Origin of the sequence: Roseovarius sp. ZX-A-9 (assembly GCF_028369135.1) — a bacterium.
Classification (GTDB): Bacteria; Pseudomonadota; Alphaproteobacteria; order Rhodobacterales; family Rhodobacteraceae; genus Roseovarius.
The window spans coordinates 1-14,890 of the sequence record NZ_JAPWHW010000040.1 but is presented as its reverse complement, the minus strand read 5'-3'; the positions used below and the strand labels follow the sequence as shown (position 1 = coordinate 14,890).

20 protein-coding genes are annotated in these 14,890 nt (G+C 62.8%); 8 read left to right on the top strand and 12 right to left on the bottom strand.

The genetic code is table 11. The features are described from left to right. Nucleotides 1-192 precede the first annotated feature (192 nt). The 3 genes from O3306_RS21665 to O3306_RS21655 form a co-directional block, all read right to left on the bottom strand. Nucleotides 193-603 (bottom strand): GFA family protein, encoded by a 411-nt coding sequence (locus tag O3306_RS21665; RefSeq protein WP_272011399.1) that lies wholly within the window; start codon nucleotides 601-603, stop codon nucleotides 193-195. Between the two features lie 463 nt (nucleotides 604-1,066). Next, on the bottom strand, nucleotides 1,067-2,476 hold the full coding sequence (locus O3306_RS21660; RefSeq protein WP_272011397.1) for a PepSY-associated TM helix domain-containing protein: 1,410 nt from the start codon (nucleotides 2,474-2,476) through the stop codon (nucleotides 1,067-1,069). A gap of 87 nt (nucleotides 2,477-2,563) precedes the next feature. After that, nucleotides 2,564-2,923: a hypothetical protein gene (locus O3306_RS21655; RefSeq protein WP_272011396.1), complete on the bottom strand. Its 360-nt coding sequence runs from the start codon at nucleotides 2,921-2,923 to the stop codon at nucleotides 2,564-2,566. Between the two features lie 45 nt (nucleotides 2,924-2,968). Here O3306_RS21655 and O3306_RS21650 point away from each other — a divergent pair, with 45 nt between their 5' ends. Continuing rightward, nucleotides 2,969-4,228 carry a restriction endonuclease subunit S gene (locus O3306_RS21650; protein ID WP_272011394.1) on the top strand — a complete coding sequence of 420 codons (1,260 nt, stop codon included), beginning with the start codon at nucleotides 2,969-2,971 and terminating at the stop codon, nucleotides 4,226-4,228. Nucleotides 4,229-4,433: 205 nt separating this feature from the next. On the opposite strand, the gene O3306_RS21645 is transcribed toward O3306_RS21650, so the two are convergent. From O3306_RS21645 to O3306_RS21625, 5 genes are read right to left on the bottom strand one after another with little or no spacing between them, the layout of a single operon-like run. Next, nucleotides 4,434-5,000 (bottom strand): hypothetical protein, encoded by a 567-nt coding sequence (locus O3306_RS21645; protein WP_272011392.1) that lies wholly within the window; start codon nucleotides 4,998-5,000, stop codon nucleotides 4,434-4,436. A gap of 34 nt (nucleotides 5,001-5,034) precedes the next feature. Continuing rightward, nucleotides 5,035-5,505: a hypothetical protein gene (locus O3306_RS21640; protein WP_272011390.1), complete on the bottom strand. Its 471-nt coding sequence runs from the start codon at nucleotides 5,503-5,505 to the stop codon at nucleotides 5,035-5,037. A 51-nt stretch (nucleotides 5,506-5,556) separates the two neighbouring features. After that, complete coding sequence (locus O3306_RS21635) at nucleotides 5,557-6,519, bottom strand: response regulator (protein WP_272011388.1); 963 nt, start codon at nucleotides 6,517-6,519, stop codon at nucleotides 5,557-5,559. Then, nucleotides 6,516-7,850: a sensor histidine kinase gene (locus O3306_RS21630; RefSeq protein WP_272011386.1), complete on the bottom strand. Its 1,335-nt coding sequence runs from the start codon at nucleotides 7,848-7,850 to the stop codon at nucleotides 6,516-6,518. Before O3306_RS21630 ends, O3306_RS21635 begins: the two co-directional genes overlap by 4 nt. After that, nucleotides 7,847-8,332, bottom strand: a complete 486-nt coding sequence (locus O3306_RS21625; RefSeq protein ID WP_272011383.1) for a molybdopterin-dependent oxidoreductase — start codon at nucleotides 8,330-8,332, stop codon at nucleotides 7,847-7,849. The genes O3306_RS21630 and O3306_RS21625 overlap by 4 nt, the downstream gene beginning before the upstream one ends. Nucleotides 8,333-8,461: 129 nt before the next feature. On the opposite strand from O3306_RS21625, the gene O3306_RS21620 reads away from it, so the two are divergent. The 7 genes from O3306_RS21620 (at nucleotide 8,462) to O3306_RS21590 (ending at nucleotide 12,838) form a co-directional block, all read left to right on the top strand. After that, nucleotides 8,462-8,947: a hypothetical protein gene (locus O3306_RS21620; RefSeq protein ID WP_272011381.1), complete on the top strand. Its 486-nt coding sequence runs from the start codon at nucleotides 8,462-8,464 to the stop codon at nucleotides 8,945-8,947. 1 nt (nucleotide 8,948) lies between these two features. Beyond that, nucleotides 8,949-9,299, top strand: coding sequence for a hypothetical protein (locus tag O3306_RS21615; protein ID WP_272011380.1), 351 nt, complete (start codon nucleotides 8,949-8,951; stop codon nucleotides 9,297-9,299). Next, nucleotides 9,299-10,708 (top strand): VWA domain-containing protein, encoded by a 1,410-nt coding sequence (locus O3306_RS21610; protein WP_272011378.1) that lies wholly within the window; start codon nucleotides 9,299-9,301, stop codon nucleotides 10,706-10,708. The genes O3306_RS21615 and O3306_RS21610 overlap by 1 nt, the downstream gene beginning before the upstream one ends. Beyond that, on the top strand, nucleotides 10,705-11,256 hold the full coding sequence (locus O3306_RS21605; RefSeq protein ID WP_272011376.1) for a hypothetical protein: 552 nt from the start codon (nucleotides 10,705-10,707) through the stop codon (nucleotides 11,254-11,256). The genes O3306_RS21610 and O3306_RS21605 overlap by 4 nt, the downstream gene beginning before the upstream one ends. Before the next feature lie 5 nt (nucleotides 11,257-11,261). Next, on the top strand, nucleotides 11,262-11,732 hold the full coding sequence (locus tag O3306_RS21600) for a hypothetical protein (protein ID WP_272011374.1): 471 nt from the start codon (nucleotides 11,262-11,264) through the stop codon (nucleotides 11,730-11,732). 70 nt (nucleotides 11,733-11,802) lie between these two features. Then, nucleotides 11,803-12,306 (top strand): hypothetical protein, encoded by a 504-nt coding sequence (locus tag O3306_RS21595; RefSeq protein ID WP_272011371.1) that lies wholly within the window; start codon nucleotides 11,803-11,805, stop codon nucleotides 12,304-12,306. A 19-nt stretch (nucleotides 12,307-12,325) separates the two neighbouring features. Next, nucleotides 12,326-12,838 carry a hypothetical protein gene (locus O3306_RS21590; protein ID WP_272011370.1) on the top strand — a complete coding sequence of 171 codons (513 nt, stop codon included), beginning with the start codon at nucleotides 12,326-12,328 and terminating at the stop codon, nucleotides 12,836-12,838. A 113-nt stretch (nucleotides 12,839-12,951) separates the two neighbouring features. Here the strand turns inward: O3306_RS21590 and O3306_RS21585 are convergent, their stop codons facing one another. The 4 genes from O3306_RS21585 to O3306_RS22510 all read right to left on the bottom strand — a co-directional run bounded on the left by O3306_RS21585 (nucleotide 12,952) and on the right by O3306_RS22510 (nucleotide 14,884). Continuing rightward, entirely contained in the window at nucleotides 12,952-13,209 is a 258-nt protein-coding gene (locus O3306_RS21585) for a hypothetical protein (RefSeq protein ID WP_191284907.1), read from the bottom strand. Next, a complete protein-coding gene (locus O3306_RS21580) occupies nucleotides 13,206-13,754 on the bottom strand; it encodes a YcbK family protein (protein WP_334312371.1) in 549 nt (182 codons plus the stop codon). Before O3306_RS21580 ends, O3306_RS21585 begins: the two co-directional genes overlap by 4 nt. Continuing rightward, nucleotides 13,723-14,436, bottom strand: a complete 714-nt coding sequence (locus O3306_RS21575; protein WP_272011363.1) for a recombinase family protein — start codon at nucleotides 14,434-14,436, stop codon at nucleotides 13,723-13,725. Before O3306_RS21575 ends, O3306_RS21580 begins: the two co-directional genes overlap by 32 nt. A 289-nt stretch (nucleotides 14,437-14,725) precedes the next feature. Further along, nucleotides 14,726-14,884 (bottom strand): P27 family phage terminase small subunit, encoded by a 159-nt coding sequence (locus tag O3306_RS22510; protein ID WP_442970033.1) that lies wholly within the window; start codon nucleotides 14,882-14,884, stop codon nucleotides 14,726-14,728. Between the last annotated feature and the right edge of the window lie 6 nt (nucleotides 14,885-14,890).

Below are 14,890 nucleotides of genomic sequence, written 5' to 3'. Positions count from 1 at the left end.
CCTTTGTGCGGAATCCGCCCGTCCGTTTCAGTCCCATAGTTCGTCTCCCTTGCTGCAATAAATGCTATCAAAGGAGCGGCATCAAACCGCGACAGGTCCACTGTCCCTCGAATGACAGCAGAGCCGGACGAAGCCGATGGTCGCGTCCTTATCTTCTGGCTGTTGTCTGAGATACATCATCGGCGCGACCGTTCAGCCGGGAAGTCCGTCGATCCTTTCGATGGAGGCCAGGTCGTTGTCCCAGTTCGCGCGACTGGAACAGCAGATATGCGCGTTGGGTAGCATGTCAATCCGGTTGTCAAGCGACCCTGCCGGCACCACAATCAAACCAACCTCCGGCTGGGAAATAGGTAATCCGGATCCGCAGTCGGAGCAAAAGCTCTTCATGTGGCGTGAACCAGGGAGATGAAACGTCTTGATGTTTGCCTCGCCTGACACCCATGTGATTTTGGCAGTGGACGAAAACAGGTTTGCCGAATGGGCCGAACCGCTGTCCTTGCGGCAGCGGGAACAGTGGCACAGGAAAAAGCTATCGAACTCTCCTGATATGCGGAATTTCACAGCGCCACAAAGGCATTGTCCCGTGGTCGGATTGTTGTCCATTCACACTCCTTGCGACCGGCAAGCCCTGCCGCCAGTCGAACGCATTTCATTGTTCCTTTGTATCCGCGTGTTGGATCCGGGGCAAAAGGGGCTAAAAGAGAGACAGTCTCGGCGTCGCAGAGCATCAGCGGATCGAAAATTATGCTTTCCGTCGTTCACGGTCGAGGCCCTATGAAAACTCGCCCTTGGCCTGCGACTGCCGGAACGACATTCCCGTCACGCCAAGAACCCGCGAGATCGTTCCGCTTGTCGACGATACCAGCTCTCCTCACGGAATTCTGTTCTTGTCGAATACAGGAAATCTGAGTTTTTACACAGCCTCGGCCCATTGCTGACGTTCACCTTTGTTGCTGCGAAAGTCCGCTCTCGCCCTTTGCTTGCGACCTTAGCAGATGAAATAAAGGGGCCGGCGCCGGCCCCTCTCGAGATGTTTATTGTCTGAGGTCTGGGCTCACTTAAGGGCTTATGCGAACCTTCGGCGACGCCCGGCAAGATGGGCGGTCAGTTCGACCCCCAGTAAAAGCAGCATCGACAACCCGACCAAGGGGAAGAAGATTCCTGCCACGATTGCCATCCCGAGCAAGGTCCGGGGAATGCGCCAGTCGGTTGGGACTGTCGGAATCCCCAAGGCACCGGAAGGCCGACGTTTCCACCACATAGTTGCCGCCGACACGCAAAGCATGACCATTGCGAGGCAGGCAAAGAGCAGGATTACCTGGTTGAGTAATCCCCACTCCTGGCCCATGTGGACCGAAATGCCCCATTCCGCCCAGCGCCCCAGCGTCCCCAAATCTTCAAGGTCAGCGTCGTAGAGAACCTCGCCTGTATAACGATCAAGATGGATGACGCGTTCATAAGTGATGTCATCCGGATATACGGAGGCGGTGAAAACCCCGGTCGGCGTGGTTGGTATATTGACGGCATAGCCCGGAACGATACCCAGTCGCTCGACCTTGGCGACCACTGTGTCGAGTTTCTGAAGCACGGTGCCGTCCGACACAGCGGACGCAATCGCCTGTTCTCCGTGGCCTGCATGGGCGCCGCCCTCAGGTGCCTGTGATGACGGGATCGGTTGGCGTTCCATGATCCAGGGGGCGCGGTCGACCACGTCCTGCGTGGGCACTGTGGATTGCGGTGTGTTGGACCAGTAGCCATCGGGCATGCCGAGGCCAAGCGCATAGGCGGTGTCGTAGAATTTCGCCCCCCAGACCCCAGACCAGGGCAGACCCGTCATGGCGAGAAAGAGGATGAAGACCCCGGTGTAGATCCCGGTGACCGCGTGTAGGTCGCGCCACCAAGAGCGGCCCCGCGTGGCCTTGATGCGCAGCGTTCCCACGGCCTTGCGACCGCGCGGAAGCCACAGGTAGATGCCACTGGCCACCAGAAGGATCATCCAGCCAGCCGCGGCCTCGATCAGGCGGTTGCCGAACCAGCCGACATATTCCAGAGAATGGAGTTTGCGCACGACATACATCGCCGGGCTACCCGCGGCGCCCCCGTCCCAGAGCGTGCCCAGCACGTGCCCGTCGTAGGGATCGACATAGACCGTGTTGCGCAGTCCGTCCTCTCCGACGATGTCGACCTCGGCGCTTCGGTTAGGGGCAGGCGCGGGCATATAGGCCTGTATCGTGCCGGGATGGGCGGTCAACGCGGCCGCGGTAATCTGTGATGGCGGCAGGGCCTCGGCCTTTGCCTCAACGAAGCGCAAGGGGCCGTGCGCGACATTATTGATCTCGTCCTTGAAAAGATAGATCCCGCCGGTCACGGCCAGGATCAGAATGAAGGGCAGGACGACAAGCCCCGCGATGAAGTGCCAGCGCCAAACGGCGCGATAAAGTGCAGCGCCTGCTACACGGTTCGTGATGTCAGTCATTTGGATATTCCTTCGACCCGCCTCAGGGGTCGGTTGGGTTTGAGTTTGACCCCGCGCGAGGCAGCAAGGCCGTCGAATTTTTGTCGGTTAGGCGATCCGCGGGGGAGCCCTTGTAGAATGATTGATGTTGCGCGCCTGAGCTGCGCGCCGCAGCACCTCTGTCTGCTGACATAGTTCTTGCGGCTGGAAGGCAAGGCACAGATCAGGCGCGGTCAGTTTCGGCGGGTCAGGAAGAGCATGGCACAACGGACAATTGTGCTCGTGCCCACCATGTCCAGCAAGATCATCACAGAAATCTGCCGCCACCAATCCGAAGACCATCGCATGGACGGTCAGGTCATCGCTGGTTCTGTCGGGGACCATGAGGGTTGCCGAGCCAGCGCTTGTCACCGCGAGGCAAACGCCTACCAATAAAGCGAAGATCGGCACCACTGTGAAACGGATCAATCAGCTGCGCGCCGACATCGACGCCATCATTGCGGAGATCAACGCATGAGCGCGGCAGGTTTTCTGGAGAAGCTACTGAGCGGCGCTGAGGTGGAGTGGGTGCCTCTGGGGGACGTCACTCACCCAACAGCAAACATCAAATGGTCTGAAGCCGACGGCGTTTACCGATATATTGATCTTACGTCCGTCGAAATCAAAGCCAAACGCGTTTCCGAAACAAGCGAGATTTCAGCAGAGACCGCGCCAAGCAGAGCGCAGAAACTCGTCGAAGAAAATGACGTCATTTTCGCCACGACGCGCCCCGCTCAACAACGATACTGCCTCATCGACTCGGAACTGGCCGGAAACGTCGCCAGCACGGGTTACTGCGTGCTCAGAGCAAAGCAGGATCAAGTTCTACCTAAGTGGATTTTGCACTGGCTTAGCACAACAGAATTCAAGAATTTCGTGGAGGAGAATCAGAGTGGCGCTGCATACCCAGCGATATCAGACGGCAAAGTAAAAGCGTTTGAAATCCCTATCCCATGCCCGGATGATCCGGAGAAGTCGCTGGCGATACAGAGGGAGATTGTTCGGATACTCGACAGCTTCACTGAGCTTACCGCCGAGCTTACCGCCCGGAAAAAGCAATACAACCACTACCGCGACCAGCTTCTCAGCTTTGAAGGGGGGGATATCGAATGGAAACCCTTGGACGAGATTGGTGAATTCATCCGTGGAAAGCGGTTCACGAAAGCCGATTATGTGGATGAAGGGATCGGCGCGATCCACTATGGCGAAATCTACACCCACTATGGTGTCTTCGCGCACAACACGCTTTCAAAGGTCAGAAGCGATATGGCGGCGTCGTTGCGATACGCTGAGCCCAATGACGTTGTCATCGCGGGCGTCAGCGAAACAATCGAAGATGTCGGCAAAGCGGTTGCGTGGCTGGGAGAAGAAAAAGTCGCGATCCACGATGATAGCTATGCATTCCGCCACAACATGAACCCGAAGTTCATCGCATATGCGATGCAAACAGATGCCTTTCATGATCAGAAAGCGAAGTACGTTTCGAGCGGTAAGATCAAAAGGCTCCTGATTGATGGGGTCAAAAACGTGCGGTTGCCGGTTCCTTACCCCGACGACCCTACTAAGTCTCTCAAGGAACAGACGCGCATTGTCGCCATCCTCGACAAGTTCGACACGCTGACGACTTCGATCAGCGAAGGCCTGCCCCGCGAGATCGAGCTGCGTGAAAAGCAATATGCCTATTATCGCGATCAGCTGCTGAGCTTTCCCAAGCCTGATGCAGAGGCGGCATAAATGGGACAGACGCTGACCGAAATCGCTGACACGCTGCGGGGCGCCGACAAGAAGGTGCAGCTGATTTACGCGTTCAATGCTTCCGGCAAAACGCGCCTTTCGCGAGCGTTCAGAGAGCTGATCGACCCTAAGACCGAGGAACGGGACGACGATTATCGCCCTAACCCATGGCATGTGGAAGTCTTGCTGGAGCCCAAACCACCGCTCAGCGCCCCGCGGCGCGCATCCACACTGTCCGACGGGCCTCGACCGGGGTGCCGTGGACGACCGAATCGATTTCCATGACGCCATAGAGCGTCGACCAGTCCATCGCCATCATGCGGTAGGTGAAGTTCATCTGAACGCCATCGATGACCGCGGTGGTGGTTCCGATCAGCCGTGGCAGTTCGAGTTGCGAGCACCCTGCCGTCAACGCCACCTCATCGGGGCTCAGCAACGGCTCCGGAATCGCGGGATTGTCGGTTTCGACAGTCCACCGGGGCTCATCCGCAAGCTGCAGGACCAGCGGCGCCTGCGCTTCGGGATGGGTCGCCTGAAGCGTGTCGCCCAATTGCCAGATGGTGATCGTCTCGACCTCGCCATCGCCGGGAAACGGCAGGATCATGCCGGCCATTGCGGCATAGCCCGCCTGATGCTCGATCAGCCAGTCGCCGGTGAAGATCTCCTGGATGTGGGGCCAGTCCCCCTGACCGGAAGTTCCGCAAAGCGATTGGTTTTCGGCGGCGACCGAGTTGGCAAGCAAGGCCACGATCAATGCTGCACCAACCCTCATTTGATATCCTTTCATATTCGATGCCCCTTTGCCCTCACTGGCAGCCAGCGGTGGTCAGCCGGAACGCGCCTGTATCCGTCAGCTCCGCCCGCCCGTCGGCGATCAGCGCCTCGCCGATCTCGCGGAACTCCTCGTCTGCCAGACCCAAGCCGTCGAGTGTCTCGTTGATGTTCGACCGGTCCACGGTGCAGCCGGCGGCCGCGATCGCGGCGACTGTGCGTTCGGTGGGAGTTACTCCGGCCATGATGCAGCCGGGGGTCGTCAACCGAAAGATTCCCACTTGGGACACATCGGCCAGACCGTCGGCGACGAGTCCCTCCCCGATCACGCGGAATTCCGCGTCGCTCAACCCGAGGCCGTCCAGAACATCGTTGACGTTGGAGCCGTCGACAACGCAGCCCGCGGCCTCGATCGCGGCGACGGTGCGTTCCCTCGCCGTTTCGGCGAGAGCGGGGGGCACAATGCACGCGACGGAAAAGGCAAGTGAGATCATTTTTGTTTTCATCCTCGATGTCTCCTTGGTGTCATCGGGTTTCAGCCGGCTTCAGCGCGCCGATCATGGATCGCTCCACGTCATCGGCATCGACAGGATCAGGGCCATCAGATCGGCCTGGCGGCGGGTTCCGGTCTTGTCGAAGACGTTGCGCAGGTGAAAGGCGACGGTATTGGGCGAGACGCCCAACCGTGCAGCGACCTGATCGCGCCGCAGCCCTTGGGCGACAAGGCGGGCGACGTTGGCCTCGGTCGGGGTCAGATCGAACAGCTGCCGCAGCGCTGCAGGATCGAGCGTGTCGTGGCGGTCGGGATCGCTGAGGGTGAGCATTGCGGCGGCACCCCGCGTCGGGTCCGCACCAAACGGACGGCCCAGCACCATCACACGGCGCGCAGCGTCCTCCAGCCACAGGGCAGCGCCGCCCTCGCTGCCTGACAGGATCCGCGCGAGCAGCGCGGCCAATTTGCGGCCGTCCTCGCCCGTCCCGGTCACACGCGGCTCCAGTGCGATGCCGGCATCCCGTGCCAGGTCCCTTGCCGCGCGATTGACATGGCGCACGCCGCCTTCCGCGTCCAGCAGCACGACCCCGACCGTCAGGCGGTCCAGCGCGCCCGTTTCCGCCTCGTGCACGCGCGCAGACCGAAGACGGGCAACCTGGTCCAGACGGGCCGCGATCATCGCCCGTAAAAGATCGTAATCGATGGGCTTCGTGAGATAGTCGTCCGCCCCCGCCCTGCGCCCATCGATCATCTGCTCGCGCGACGAGAGGGCGGTCAGGAACACGAAGGGAATATCATTCAGCTCCGGCCGGGCGGAGCGCAAATGCGTCAGCAAGGCACGGCCGTCCATTCCCGGCATCACGATATCGCAGAGGATGAGATCGGGGCGCCGGTCGTCGAGCCGTTCGAGGGCGTCGCGTGCATCGGCTGCCTGGATGACCGCATAGCCCGCCTCGCCCAGTTCAGCAGCGATATCGTCGCGCAGCGAGGGTTCGTCCTCGATGCACAGGATCAGGGGGGCGCTCATGCCGTCACCGCGCCGGGAAGGATCAGCCGCGCGACCAGCCCACCGCCCGCACGCGGGGCAAGGGTCACGTCGCCGTCCTGGAGCCGCGCAAGATGACGGGCGAGCGGCAGCCCCAGACCCGAACCCGGCAGATCGCGATGACGTGCCCCGCGCGCGAAGTCCTCGAAGGCAACAGCCAGTTCTTCCGGCGTCATCCCCGGACCCCGGTCACTGATGTCGCAGACGGCCAATTCGCCGTCCTGCATCGGCCTCACGTCGATATCGCTGCCGGGCGGCGAGTAGAGAAAGGCGTTTCGCAGGAGGTTTGCGAGGATCTCACCGGTAAGGACCGGATCGCAGATTGCGGTGACCGGCCGGTTGCCGCTGCCGAGGATCACCCGGCCGGTCTTCAGCGCTCTGGCCGATTCGTGCAGATCTTCAATGGCGGCGGCCGCGATCCTGTCCAAATCATGACAGGCCAGGTCCGGTTCGACAGCGCCCCGATCGACCCGCGCCATGAGAAGTGCCGTATCGGTCAGCCGGACAAGGCGCGCCACCGCCTCTCGCGAAACTTCCGCCTTGGCGCGAATGATCTCGGGCGACGGCGGGTTGCCCGGTCGCGTCAGCCGATGCATCGCGCTGTCGATCACGGCGAGCGGCGTGCGCACCTGATGCGCGATCAGGTCGCTGAAGCGACGGTAGCCTTCGGAGGTCCGCCTTTCCTGGTCGAGGTCGCGCTCCAGTTGCTTGGCGCGGAGCTGGTCCATCTTGGAGCGGATCAATCGTCTTTCGCGGTCGATCAGCAGTGCGGCCAATACCGTTCCGGAAATCAAGGCTCCCAACACGGTCGCCAGCGCCAGAAGGTGCAATCGGCCCAAACTGTCCAGGCGTTCGGACTGGATCTGCCATTCGCGCGACATGACCCTGCTCGCCTTGCCCCGCAGGGCTGTCGACAAGGCCGCCACATGTGCCGCCAGTGCCGCCCGGTCGCCGCCCTCGGCCGGATCAAGGGCCAGCAACCCGTCGCGCCAGCCCATCAGGCCCTCGGCCAGCCCGGCCTCGCTCAGGAACCGCCATTGTGGCCCGTCGCGCAGCAGGTTCAGCCGCGACACAAGAAGATCGAAGCGAAGCTGGACCTCGGCCGGCTCCGCGTTGTTCGACAGGGCCGCGGCAAGGTTCAGCGCCTCGATCTGGGTCTGACCGAAAATCCAGGTCATGTTCTCGGTCGCGGAGATCTGCATCTGCCGCTCGATGCGCACGATGTTGACTGCGGCGACGGTTAGAAGGCCGATACAGGCAAGGATCAGCGCGGCAAGTCCGCCATAGCGCAAAGGCCTGGTAAGCCGCATCATTGCACATGAAGTGCGACAAGCTGCCAAACCCATCGCGTGTCATAACGGATATCGGCCAGCACCCTGTGATCGTCGCGCGGATAGACGATCCAGATCGGCCCCTTGTCGCGCGGAGTCAGTGCCGTCCCGTCCATGTAGAGTGCCGCGATCACGTCGAATTCGTGGAAGTCGCTTACGGGGATGTCGATGACATAGTCGTTCAGCGCCCGCGCGGTCACCGTCTCGCCCCGCGCTCCGGCCAGCGCCAGGATGTCGCGCATCAGGACGCCCCTGAAGAGCGGTCGCCCATCGGTTACGGTCGTCGAGGTCGCGATCTCGTGCCACTCCAAGGCATCGAGATCGGCGCGCGATATCTCTACCAGCCCGCCGTCCACCGCACCGGTCAGGGTCAAAAGCGGGCTTTCCGCAATCGCGCGCGGTGCGGCAAGAGCGATTATCGCCAACGCGAGAAGGCATGAACAGAGGCGATGGGTGAGCGTCATGATTACCGTGCAAAAATTTCAGGTCTGAGAAAATGTTAGCACAAAAATTTTCGGCGTCGCCCCATTCAAACGGATGGGGCGCGAACCTGCGCAAACGCATAGCGTTCGGCTCAGCAAGGAGTACGATACATGCTGACACATCCCCTCATGCGACGACCGATCGCCGTTTGCCTCGCCTCCTTCTGCCTCCTGGCAACGGCCGCCGTAGCCGAGGAGCCGGGCGGTCTTGTTGCCGGAAGCTTCGGAGAGCAGCCGCTGGAAATGGCGATCGCGCCCGACCTCTCGGCGGCGACGATCATCGGCACTTACGCCGACGCATCTCTTTCCGGCATGCTGACGGAAGGAGGCGAGGAGACTGTCTTTCTGACACTGATGCTGAGCGGCGAACTGCCTGAGCCCGAGGAACTGATGCTTGAAATCGCCTTCGCGCGCGACATGGGGGCCAATTGGCGAGGCGATGGGGAAAGCCTGACGCTGGAACTGTCGGATTTCTCCGTGAGCGATGGAATCGTGAGCCTGTCTGGCACCGTGACCGGCGAGGTCAAAGGTGGCCCGTTTCTGGAAACACGCCCCGTGACCCTCAGCTTTGACGCTCTTCTGGAGCAGGTGAACTGACATGCGGGCGGCTGCCATTGCGATGAACATGCTCGCTGCCCCCTTGGCAGCGGCCCCCGCCGATGGCGTCTATGACGGGTTCGACTGCGCCGCGCCGGTCAGCGACCAGCGCGTGACGTTGCAGGGCGACCGGATCGTCTATTTTGAATCGAGCTGCCGCCTGACCGACCCGCGAAGCGTCGAGGGCTGGGAAACCGCGACACTCTACTGGGCCGACTGCCGGGGCGAGGGACAGGAGTGGCGCGAACGCACCCTGCTGATGACGCGCATGGGCGGCGACCTGATCGTGATCGGCAACGGCTGGGCGGAACGCTATGCGCCCTGCCCAAACCTGCAACCGAAGCTCGACTGATGCGGAACGCCGTCTTCGCCGCCGCCCTCTGCGCTGCCACGCCGCTGACGGCGGAACCCGTCACCGTGATCGTCTTCGACGCCTCCGGGTCGATGTGGAACCGGCTGGAGGGCGATCTCAGCCGAATCGAGGTGGCACGCAACGTGATGGGCAACTACTTCGTCGACCGCGATCCCGATGCGCCCTACGCGATCGTGGCATACGGGCACAATCGCCGAGGGGATTGCGGCGACATAGAGGTGGTCACCCCGATCGGCCGCCATGTCGGCGCGGGCCAGGCCAACCGGCTGGTGGGGCTGATCCCCCAGGGCATGACTCCGCTTACCGACGCGCTGCAACTGGCGCGCGAACAGATCCCCGACACGGCGGAGGCGGCCGATATCGTGCTGATCACCGACGGGCTGGAGAATTGCGGCGGCGACCCCTGCGCGCTGGCTGAACGATTTGCCGCCGAAGGCATCGCCCTGCGCGCGCATGTCGTGGGTTTCGGCATGGCGCCGGGCGAGGTCGGTGCGCTGTCCTGCCTGCCGGATCAGACGGGGGGATTGCTGCTCGAGGCTGCGACCGGGGCGGAACTGGCCGCCGCCCTCGCACAGGTGACAACCGCCGAACCCGTCGCAGTCACGGTCGTCATGTCGCTTCATGCGGTCTCTGCCGAAACCGGAGCACCGCTGGGTGCAGCCGACTGGCAGATCGCGGACGAGACGGGCGCGGTCGTCGCGGAAGGCGAAAGGAGCGATCCTTTTGACATCGACCTGCCGCCCGGCGAATACCGCGTGGCAGCCACTGCACCGGGCCACTCCGGCGAGATGGCCCTGACCGTTCGGCCCGACATCGGCCAGCGCGTGGCCGTGCCCTTGACCGAGAATCGCCCCGAGGCTTCGCTCGAGGCACCCGAAACCGCCCCGGCGGGCGGAGGCCTCGATGTCGGATGGTCCGGCCCCGACGCCGAGGGCGACCGCATCACGCTGGCCAGCCCCGGCGCGGCGGCCGGCGAGACATTGGCGGTGACGCTGACCCGGAACGGCAGCCCCGTGACGCTGCGCTTACCCGACGAGACTGGCACTTTCGAGCTGCGCTACGAGCAATATGAGCCGCAGCGCATCCTCGCCACGCGCGCGATCACGCTGATCGCGACCGAGGCCAGCATCACGCCGCCGGAGACCGCCCCCCCGGGTGAACGTTTCGAAGTCGTCTGGACCGGCCCCGCCGGCCCAAAGGACGAGATCGTGCTGGCCGAGACCGGTTCTCCTGACGATGCCCGCATCACAGCGACGCAGACACGTTGGGGGTCGCCTGCCAAGCTGAAAGCCCCGGACGTGGCCGGAACATACGAGCTGCGTTACCGCGTCGGCGCCTCGGGCCGCATTATCACACGGGCACTCGTCACCATCGGAGCAATCGAATGATCCGCGCAGCGCTTTCCGCCCTGCTTGTCATGACCGCCGCGCCGGCTGCGGCCCAGCAGAACATCGCCATACCGAACGAGATCTGTTCCGAGACACCGCGGGGCGCCGACAAACTCGACCTGCGGCGCATCGGACCGCTGCTTGAAGGTACCTGGACCGAGACCGCCGCTGGCATCGGTGCAACGATGGGTGTCCACAGGAACGTTCTCGAGATCGTCTACGATCGGATGCGCAACCGGCTCTACATCGCCGCCGACGGGATGCAGACCGAACTCGTCCCGGTGCGGGGTGGCAACAGGGAATTGCGCTATGATTTCGTGAAGGGCGCACCGATGGACCCCAGCATGTTCGCGATCAAGCCGGACGTGGCCGAATGGGCCTTCGTGCTTGGCTGCGACATCGGCCTCGCCCCCCAATTCTCCTGGCACATCGGCAGCGGCGCACGGCGTGCGGACGGCATCATCAGCTTCTTCTCCGAAACGGAGGCGATGGGGACGAAATGGAACTCGGGCAGAGGCGCCCGCGAAGTCAGCCTGAGCCGGAGGTGATCTTGTTGAGACGGCTTTTTCTTGGATTTTGCGTCGCCGCCACGCCGGCGCTCGCACTCGACTCGGTCGGCACCGTGACGGCCTATCTGGATGGCGCCGACCTGACGTGGGAGGTGCTGCGGATGGAAGACGGTTCCACCATGGCACAGGTCAACGATATCGGTCCGCTGACCCTGATCGACATCAACGCCATGGGGGACGGCCATTTTCACATCAACCTGATTTTCGAAGGGAAGCCTTCGGCAGACTCGGCCCCTGCGGGCATTACCATCGACATCCGTCCCGACGGCGCGACCGGCCCTGCCTGGCAAAGCGATGGGGCGCCGTACCCGCCCAAGCTTATGCTCGAACGGCTCGACCTCGATGGCGCAGGCCGGATGGAGGCCAGGTTCGTCGCCTCCCTCTGCCGCAGCGATGCGCCGACAACATGCAAACTCGTCGAGGGCCGGATCGACACCGGTCTGGGGATGCCGTGACCCTGCCGGATCTGCTCGCGATGGCTGCTTCATTTTCTTCTTGGCTGTCGAAAACGGGGGAGCCTCGGCCATGATGGCGCGGCTGAACACCCCCAAGCGGTTCGAGATCGAACTAGCCATACCCCGTTTCATTCTGTGGTTCGTGATGCTGCCGGTGGTTCCGGTCACAATTTTCGGGCTGGCACATCTTCTGGGCGGCGAGGTGATGACCGGGCTGATCCTGCTGGTGGGCCTCAACGGCGCATTTTACCTTGGCCACGCCTCCCTCTCCGAACGTACGATCCTGACGCTCGACAAGGCGTCAAGGCTGGTGACTGTCAGCCGAGACTCGCGGTTCCGCCCGCGATCGGACACCTATCCTCTCGACGCGCTGGACAGTGCCGAACTTGAACGAAACCACACATCTTCCGAAGAACGCACGACGTCGAAGGTGATGCTCGTATTCCGCAACACCCGGCCCGCGACCAGGATTCCGCTGTCGGGCTGGGGCGTGTCAGGGGACGGCCCCGGCAGGATCGCCGACGAGATCAACGACTGGCTGCGGCGACACGTGTTTTCCCAAGACGACCAATGATCGGCAACGGAGCCACATGGTGCACATCAGACCCCTTTTCATCGGCACAGCCCTCGCGGCCGGCCTTTTCGCCACCTTCGGTCAGGCCCAAAGTTCGGGCGAGATAACCGTGATGATCGCGGGCGCGGAACGGACCATCCCCGTCTGGGCCGAACAGAGCGACTGGAGCGGCAGCGAGGACTGGCCTTCGATCAACATCCATGTGCGCGATTTCACCGATAACGGGGAAGAGCCAATCGTTGTATCCTTGGGCTTCGAGGCGTCCCGCTGGGAACCGAGCGTGCCAGAGTTGGATATGAGTCTGTACGAGAACAAGGAGCGCGTCGCCGTGCTTTATGGCCGCGAAGAGCAGGAGCGTGGCGGGCTGAGCGTCACCCTCGACGATCACTCGATCGACGGCACGCAACTGAGTATCAGCGGCAGCTTCGAGGGCAAGCTGGGACCTTCGGACAACTTTGGCAACGACATCGACCTGTCGCAGGGCGTTCCCGTCACCGGGACCTTTTCCGTCACGCTGGAGCAGTTGGAATGAGTGTTCGTGATTGGTCGATTCTTCGGACGGCAGCAGCCTATCTTTAGCTAGCCTGCGCCTGAGATCCCCGGCTGTATTCGACCACGGGCGGGCACCCTCCGAGGCTGGCGACGTCAAAAGCGCCCGTGGCGCAGCCGCTCGGCCAGATCGTCGCGAGAACGAGGACGGCGCGCCGCTGCCTCGAGCATTCGCTTTTGGGCGTCATAGGTTTTCTCCATGGTTTCAAGCTGCTCGGTCAGTCGGCCGGCGCGCTCGCCTGAGCGGCGCAGGGAAAGCAGGAACAGCAGGATCGCGAGTGCGATGACGCCGTAACGGAGCCCAGTGCGCGCCCATGCCGATCCGGCGCTCCCGGTGAGCAGCCCGGCGATCACCGTCGCCCCCTCTTCCAGTCGTCGAGCCGGGCGTAGATCGTGACCGCGATACCGCCGAGAGCCACGGCGATGAATACCCAGCGCAGGGTATCGAGATAGGGCACAAGCGGCAGGATTGCGGATTGGGTCTCGGCGAGGACGCTCTGCGCCACCTCGACCCCAGCTGCGCCCAGCGTCGCCACGCCTGCCGCACCACCCGCCTTCATGGTGCGGCTCTCGGCCAGCACTTCGCGCGCTGGAGGGGCTTCTTCGGCGAAGGCGGTCGCCCGGACCGGGAACCACTCGCCCCACTGCCGTGCGGGCCCGAGATCAACATGGATGAACCCCGACCGGGGGTAGAATCCGAAGCCGAGGAACCCGACCGCCCGTGCCGCCGCCTCGAACGCCAACGGGTCATGGTTCGCCATGGCGATGTCGAAGGCGGCGCCGTCCATGTGCTTTGACCGGGTCGCGCCGCTGACCGAGCGGTTTTTCAACTCGCAGCCTGTTGTCTGCCAAGATGGAGCAATAGCATTAACTGCCCGCGCCCGCGCCACCGGCACCATCAACCCTGCGGATCAGATTGCGCACGCTGGACACATGCCATTTACCGCCGCGTCTTGTGAGAATGCCGCGCTGGTTCAACTCAGCGGCGATGGCGCGCAGCGTCACATGGCCCTGCGCGCGGATGTCGATGAGGACATCTGCCAGATCGGCGGCATGTGCGTCGGCATTTGCCGCGACGGCCGCCCGCAACGCCGCGCCACCTTTGCCCGCGCGCCGGAGTGCTGCAGCGCCGTTGGGATTGCCCAGCTTGGTCCCGCGCGCCTTCGCCGCCGCCAGTGCTTCCCGGGTGCGCCGGGAGATCGCCTCGCGTTCCTGCTGCGCCACGAGGGCCATTATGCCGACGGTCAGATCGTTGGCTTCGGGCATATCAACAGCCAGGAAGCGTACGCCACTGTCGCGCAGGGTCAGCAGGAAGACGGCGTTGCGGCTCAACCGGTCGAGCTTGGCGATGACCAGCGTGGCTCCGGTGAGCTTTGCCAGATGCAGGGCCTTGGCCAGTTCCGGTCGGGCATCCTTGCCGCCGCTTTCGACTTCCGTGAACCGGGCGATCACGTCCGCCCCGCGCGCTGCCGCAAACTCATCGATGGCCTTGCGCTGTGCCTCCAGCCCAAGACCAGAGCGCCCCTGCCGGACTGTCGAGACCCGCTCATAGGCAACGAACTTCGGAGCTGGATCGGACATGTACAAACCTGCGTAACGTGGGTTTGGCAGTTGTGTACACGGATCCGTGCCCGATTGGTACGATCAAAGGCGGCCACACCGTTCTTAAGCTGTTGTTTTAGCTTCCATTAGCTCCGTGAGTTCGCGCCCCTAGTCAGATTGATCGGAGGGTCTTTGCGGTTGCCATTGTTGTCAGTGGAGACGGGCGCGAACTCAATCGTGGTAGCCTAACCGACCGAATTCTTTTCGGCCATGCCGAGGTGTGCAGATGCCACCGACGTCAGTCCCAGTTCACCCATACAGCGCCCCATCACCCAAAGAGCTCATCAAACTCGGCGAATGGATTGGGTCCCGCGTCGCTCATGCCCGCCACGCGGGTGCGCGCTGATGGCGTCAGGCCGAACTCGGCGGCATAGCGCACCATGTCGGCCATCGCCTTGTTCGCGGCACCCACCAGCGGGTTCTGGATCAGGTT